Source organism: Breznakia pachnodae, from assembly GCF_030814225.1.
Lineage (GTDB): Bacteria > Bacillota_I > Bacilli_A > Erysipelotrichales > Erysipelotrichaceae > Breznakia > Breznakia pachnodae.
The window spans coordinates 1-6,034 of record NZ_JAUSUR010000015.1; the positions used below are offsets into that span (position 1 = coordinate 1).

Below are 6,034 nucleotides of genomic sequence, written 5' to 3' on the forward strand. Positions count from 1 at the left end.
TAGCCTGAAGCGTATCAACTAACTTCAGGCTATCTTTTGAACTTATTTTATTCTCTTTTTACTTTTTTCTTTTTCCACACTTATTTGACACTATCTTATTGGTGTTAAATTATTGGTAGTGCTAAATATGAAATAATTCTATATAATTTTAATATTATATTTCACTCTTCTCTTATAAGTTACTTGATTCTTTGTCACATCAAACATCATAGCTAATACTGAATCAGGAATATTTAATTCTACTGCTAGATAGAATAGTTGATCAGGGTTTATATTATCCCATTCAATTTTGTTATCTTTTATATATTCTTCAGCAATTTTCATTTTTACAGTATACCAATCAGCTATGCCTTACCTCCTTCTTCATCTTATACCTTTAAGTAATATTATAGCACAATCTAATACTAGTATTTTTGTTTGCTTTATCATAAATCTGTGATTAGTCGCCAGTAGTATTAGACCGTTCTTCATTTTAAGAAGAGCGTTGTCAAAAGCGTTTCGTACTACTGGCGACTGTTTGCACGCGAAAAAAGAGGGTAAAACTCCCCCCTCAAATTTAAACCAAATTTTCGTTGCTTTGCTGTGGGTTATTCGATTGTTGCGAATTATCCGATTGTACTGGATTATCAAGATTTTTAAACTTCGCATGTAGTTCAGCCATTGCCTCACCCTTTCCTGCATATTTCTCTAATGTTTCAAGAGCCTTAATAGTCCTCATCTCATCATCCATTTTATTGTAGCCTATCCACGAGTGGGAATAAGTAATAACAAATCAAATAAAGTAAATAATGAGTACCTCATTTATAATAATAGGGTACTTTTTATGATACAATTAGAGCAAATATGAGGAGCGTATGTATTGATGAGTTTAATTATAAATTATGGTTGGTATGTTATATTAATTGCAATTGTTGGAGAAATTCTTATCCCGATCATTCTTTCGTTTTTTATAAAGGATATAACAATATTAAGATGGTGATTAGTAGCTTAGGAAATAATAATAGTCCTGTTAGAATTCTATTCAATTTATGGATGTTATAAGCAGGTATATTATTGTTAATGGGACTGTCTGTTGTATATGAAACTTATAGCCAGGTCTCAAAACTATTAAGTATTATAACGATTTTATTTATTGCTGTGTTTGCAGTTGGTACATGTATATTCAGTTGCTTTTTTAGTGTAAGTGAAACGAAAGATATTGTTACTATTGCTTCAAAAATACATGGTGTAGGATCAGTTGTAGGATTTATATTGCTGCTATTTGTCCCATTACTTTTAGGAATACTATCATTTAAAACGAATGATATTACAACAGGAATGATTTCTATGATTGCTTTTGTTCTTGCATTATTCTTTTTTGTGTTGTTTATTATGAGTGACAAATCGAAAATGAAAGAAACAATAGTTGTCAAATAAGGGTTATGACAAAGACTAAATTTATTTTTTATGTATCTTCCTCTTGGATATATAGCAATATTAAATATTTTTGGCTAACCTTACAGGTATGGTGAAAACATTTTTATGAGACATGTTTTATAAATTGAACAAGTAAATATATGCTTTCCAAATAATATAATATTTATTTCTTTACTAAGAAAGGTATTTTAAGGAGTTGCTAAAAAAATAAAATTATGGTAAACTATAAATAGTTAGCCATGGCTAACTATTTATAGAGGATTAATAATCTCTTGAAAAGGAGGAAAAAAATGATTAGAATAAAAGATATGAGTATTTCTTATAGAGATAAACTTGCTTTAGATAATGTTTCTTTAGAAATACGAGATGGGAAAATTACAGGAATCATAGGACCTAATGGAGCAGGGAAATCCACTTTTATTAAAGGAGTTTTAGGTTTAGTTGAATCGACTACAAACAACATTATGTTTGATAATGATAAAATTGATCAGATTCGAAAAGAAATAGCATATGTGGAGCAAAGAAATCAGATAGATTTAACATTTCCAATCAAAGTGAAAGATGTAGTTTTATTAGGTACATACCCTAGGCTTGGATTATTCCATTCTCCAAAGTCAAAAGAATATGAAGAGGTTAAAAACTGTTTGAAGTTAGTAAAAATGGAAGAGTATGCAGATCAACAGATAGCAGAGTTATCTGGTGGACAATTGCAACGAGTATTTATTGCTAGAGCACTCGCTCAAGATGCAACAATTATTTTTTTAGATGAGCCATTTGTAGGAATTGATATGGTAAGTGAAAAAGTAATTATAAATATATTAAAAAAACTTAAAGATAATGGAAAAACAATTGTAGTAGTACATCATGATTTACATAAAGTTACAGAGTACTTTGATGATTTAATAATTTTAAATACTAAATTAGTAGATTATGGCAGTGTGGAAAGTATATTTACAACAGAAAGAATACAAGCGGCTTATGGAGACTCTATGGGTAGTGTACAAGTGCGCGGAGTAAGTTAGCTATGAATAACAATTTTATTGAAGCATTAGGAAAATATACGTTTCTACAAAATGCTATGATTACTTCAATTGTAGTTGGGATCGTAGCAGGAGTTATCGGTTGTTTTATTATCTTAAGAGGTATGTCTTTAATGGGGGACGCTATATCGCATGCAGTATTACCAGGTGTGGCAGTTTCCTATATTGGTGGATTTAGTTATTTTGTTGGAGCAACAATGTTTGGTGTAATAGCCTCATTGGTCATAGGTTTTGTAACGCAAAAAAGTAAACTAAAAAGTGATACAGCAATTGGTATTGTATTCAGTTCATTTTTTGCACTTGGAATTATTTTGATTTCATTTGCACAAAGTTCCACTGATTTGTATCATATTCTTTTTGGAAATGTATTAGCAGTTAGAGATAGCGATATGATAATCACGTTTGGTGTTGCTATTTTAGTCACAGCATTTGTTGTTATTTTTTATAAAGAACTATTAGTAAGTTCGTTTGATCCAATTATGGCTGAAACATATGGTCTAAAGACAAAAGTAATTCATTACTCTCTAATGTTGTTGTTAACATTAGTAGCAGTTTCAGCATTACAAACAGTTGGAACAATATTAGTGGTTGCAATGTTGATTACACCAGCTGCAACTGCATATTTATTAACAAACAAGTTATCTAAAATGATATTGTTATCAGTAGCAATTGGTGTAGTTAGTTCGATTCTTGGATTATTCTTTAGTTATACTTATAATTTAGCTTCAGGAGCAACGATAGTTTTAGTCTCATCTATGTTTTTTATTTTAGCTTTTATCTTTTCTCCTAAGCAAGCATTATTATTGAAAAAGAAAGGTGAAAAAAAGAAATAAAATGAAAAAATTAAAATTATTAATAATGAGTACATTTATGTTTTTGTTTATAGTAGGTTGTTCAAGTAATGAAAGTAGTAAAAAAGAAACAAGTAACGAGCAGCTAAAAATAGTAGTCACCAACTCAATCTTAGCAGATATGACAAAGAATGTTGTAGGTGATAAAGCGGATGTTTATAGCCTTGTACCGATAGGGACAGATCCACATGAATATGAGCCATTACCAGAGGATATTGAAAAAGCAACAGATGCAGATTTGGTATTTTACAATGGATTAAACCTTGAAACGGGTAATGGCTGGTTTAATAAACTAATGGAAACAGCTGATAAAAAAGAAAATCAAGATTACTATGCACTTAGTGATGGTGTTGAACCAATGTATCTTACAAGTGAAGGAAATAAATCAGAAGAAGATCCACATGCATGGTTAGATATTCAAAACGGAATCAAATATGTTGAAAATATTCGTGATATTGCAATTGAAAAAGATTCTGATAATAAAGAAACATATGAGAAAAATGCTAAAGAATATATAGCAACATTAGAAGAATTAGATCAAGAAGCGAAAGAAAAATTTGCAGATGTTCCTGAGGAAAAGAAACTATTAGTTACTAGCGAAGGTGCATTTAAGTATTTTTCAAAAGCATATGGCTTAGAAGCGAGTTATATTTGGGAAATAAATACAGAGAGCCAAGGTACTCCTGAGCAGATGTCTAGAATTATAGATAGGGTCCGAGATAGCAAGGTTCCTTCTTTATTTGTGGAAACAAGTGTTGATAAACGCAGTATGGAAAGTTTGTCAAAAGAAACAGGATTACCTATATATTCTACAATTTTTACTGATTCAATAGCGAAAGAAGGAGAAGAAGGAGACAGTTACTATTCAATGATGAAATGGAATCTAGACAAGATTCATGAAGGCTTATCAAAATAGTATTATAGTTGTTGCTACGTGTGTTTGATTAGAGAATAATTATAGGTTTCGTTATGAAATGATGAAAGTGTTAGGATATAAAACTAATAATTGTTTCACTCATTTTTTTCAAATTTTTAATATCATTGACAATACAGTGACAATAAAAATTTTGAATACAATAAATAATATGAATATTCTGCACCAAATTATAGATAAAAAATGATATAATGTATTAGAAAACATAGCATTTACAGTATTTAATATCGAGTTAGAGTCAGCGTAATAATCAACCATCATGGCTTTGACACAAGGATTATAACGATCATATTTAGGAATACCTAAAAGTGAATCGAGATAACAGTAAGTACCAATAGAGTCATCTTTAAAGGAGTAAACAGTACGAGTATAGGTAATGATACCAAAGGGAGTAATAAGAGTTCTAGAGCGAGTGACTTTGACGTAGTAACGAGAATTACGAAAGGAAAAATCAATCGCTTCAAGGTGAGAAACGAAAAGAGAAGGGAGTGTAAAATTAAGTGTGTAAGTTGAGAGCCTACGGCTTAACTTATACGGTTTTTATAATAGCTATGGTAAAATGAAAGAAACAGAGGAACAACAATATGGTAAAAATAAAAAATAGAGCCAAAAGCAGTTGCATTCGCTGAAGAATTCGTAAAAAACTATAATCCAGAATCAGCACAAGATGTAGACAAAACATTGAAAAAACTCTTTGGTCCTATTTTTGAAGTGATACTTTAGAGAGAAATGAATAATTATTTAGGATATGAATCTAATAATAATGATTATAAAAATACTGCAAATCGTCTCAATGGTTATGGAAAGAAAACATTAAGAATAACAAAAGGTAGAGTGGAGAGTGGATATCGAAGTGCCAAGAGATTAGGATGCATCATTTGAACTGAAACTAATTGAAAAGAGTCAAAGAGATGTATCAAAAAAATTGATGATATCTATGGCTTTAGCGTATCAGCAGAGATGATATCCGACATAACAGATGTCGTGTTACCAAAAGTAGAAGAATGGCAAAACAGGCCACTAGAGAAGTGTTTTGCATTTCTATTCGTAGATTGCATGTACATCACAATAAGCAATAACCATAAAGCGAAAGAATATGCAGTCTATACAATACTAGACTAGGCATTAATTTAAAAGATTAGAAGAATATTTTAGGGCTATGGTTAAGTGAAAACAAGAATCAATGGATTCAGATATTTGATGAGATAAAGAATCGAGGAGTCAAAGATATATTCTTCATCTCTATGGACGGAGTAAGTGGGTTGGAAGTAGGAGCGAAATCAATATTTCCAAATGCACTGGTACAACGATGTATTGTACACTTAATTCGGAATTCCCTAAAATACGTACCAAGTAAAGATTATAAGAAATACACACAAGCACTGAGGAAAGTATATGGAGCACCAAACTTAAAAGCAGCGCAAGTACCATTCGAGAATTTTAGGAAAGAGTTTTCCTCTTACCCAGGAGCGATTGATGTAAGGGAGCGAAACTTTAAACACGTAGAACAGTTATTTGATTATGGAAGTGACATACGAAAAGTAATGTATACGACAAACGCAATTGAAGCGATTCATTCTAGTTTTCGTAAAGTCACAAAAAAGGAGCATTCCCAAATTAGAACGCCCTCTTCAAAGTACTCTATTTACGAGTTTGTGAGTTACAAGATAAGTGGCAAGGTGGAACGATTCATAACTGGTCAATGGTAATGAATCAGTTACTGATCAACGATAAAATCGCTGAACGTATCCGCAAATACTCTGCCTTCTAAAAACTACTTACACACTTTTCTT

7 protein-coding genes and 1 pseudogene are annotated in these 6,034 nt (G+C 31.0%); 5 read left to right on the forward strand and 3 right to left on the reverse strand.

Annotation, left to right across the window (positions count from 1 at the left end; all coding sequences use genetic code 11):
* Nucleotides 1-138: 138 nt before the first annotated feature.
* Nucleotides 139-324, reverse strand: a complete 186-nt coding sequence (locus J2S15_RS20200; protein ID WP_307412280.1) for a hypothetical protein — start codon at nt 322-324, stop codon at nt 139-141.
* A 232-nt stretch (nt 325-556) separates the two neighbouring features.
* The gene (locus J2S15_RS20205; RefSeq protein ID WP_307412282.1) at nt 557-718 is read right to left on the reverse strand and encodes a hypothetical protein; all 162 of its coding nucleotides are present in this window, start codon (nt 716-718) and stop codon (nt 557-559) included.
* 341 nt (nt 719-1,059) lie between these two features.
* Here J2S15_RS20205 and J2S15_RS20210 point away from each other — a divergent pair, with 341 nt between their 5' ends.
* From J2S15_RS20210 to efaA, 4 genes are all read left to right on the forward strand, one after another.
* Entirely contained in the window at nt 1,060-1,416 is a 357-nt protein-coding gene (locus J2S15_RS20210) for a hypothetical protein (RefSeq protein WP_307412284.1), read from the forward strand.
* 290 nt (nt 1,417-1,706) lie between these two features.
* On the forward strand, nt 1,707-2,438 hold the full coding sequence (locus tag J2S15_RS20215; protein ID WP_307412288.1) for a metal ABC transporter ATP-binding protein: 732 nt from the start codon (nt 1,707-1,709) through the stop codon (nt 2,436-2,438).
* Nucleotides 2,439-2,440: 2 nt separating this feature from the next.
* Nucleotides 2,441-3,289, forward strand: coding sequence for a metal ABC transporter permease (locus J2S15_RS20220; RefSeq protein ID WP_307412291.1), 849 nt, complete (start codon nt 2,441-2,443; stop codon nt 3,287-3,289).
* Between the two features lies 1 nt (nt 3,290).
* Nucleotides 3,291-4,223 (forward strand): Mn/Fe ABC transporter substrate-binding lipoprotein EfaA, encoded by a 933-nt coding sequence (gene efaA, locus J2S15_RS20225; protein WP_307412294.1) that lies wholly within the window; start codon nt 3,291-3,293, stop codon nt 4,221-4,223.
* Between the two features lie 108 nt (nt 4,224-4,331).
* Here the strand turns inward: efaA and J2S15_RS20370 are convergent, their stop codons facing one another.
* Nucleotides 4,332-4,697, reverse strand: coding sequence for a UPF0236 family transposase-like protein (locus tag J2S15_RS20370; protein ID WP_370872596.1), 366 nt, complete (start codon nt 4,695-4,697; stop codon nt 4,332-4,334).
* A 144-nt stretch (nt 4,698-4,841) separates the two neighbouring features.
* Between J2S15_RS20370 and J2S15_RS20230 the strand changes: the two are divergent.
* Nucleotides 4,842-6,012: pseudogene (locus J2S15_RS20230) on the forward strand (IS256 family transposase).
* Nucleotides 6,013-6,034 lie beyond the last annotated feature (22 nt).

Excerpts from the sequence above, each read along its gene's own strand:
- J2S15_RS20215 (WP_307412288.1), top strand. The coding sequence starts at position 1,707 with ATGATTAGAATAAAAGATATGAGTATTTCTTATAGAGATAAACTTGCT.
- J2S15_RS20220 (WP_307412291.1), top strand. The coding sequence starts at position 2,441 with ATGAATAACAATTTTATTGAAGCATTAGGAAAATATACGTTTCTACAA.
- J2S15_RS20205 (WP_307412282.1), bottom strand. The coding sequence starts at position 718 with ATGAGGACTATTAAGGCTCTTGAAACATTAGAGAAATATGCAGGAAAG.
- efaA (WP_307412294.1), top strand. The coding sequence starts at position 3,291 with ATGAAAAAATTAAAATTATTAATAATGAGTACATTTATGTTTTTGTTT.
- J2S15_RS20210 (WP_307412284.1), top strand. The coding sequence starts at position 1,060 with ATGGGACTGTCTGTTGTATATGAAACTTATAGCCAGGTCTCAAAACTA.
- J2S15_RS20200 (WP_307412280.1), bottom strand. The coding sequence starts at position 324 with ATGAAAATTGCTGAAGAATATATAAAAGATAACAAAATTGAATGGGAT.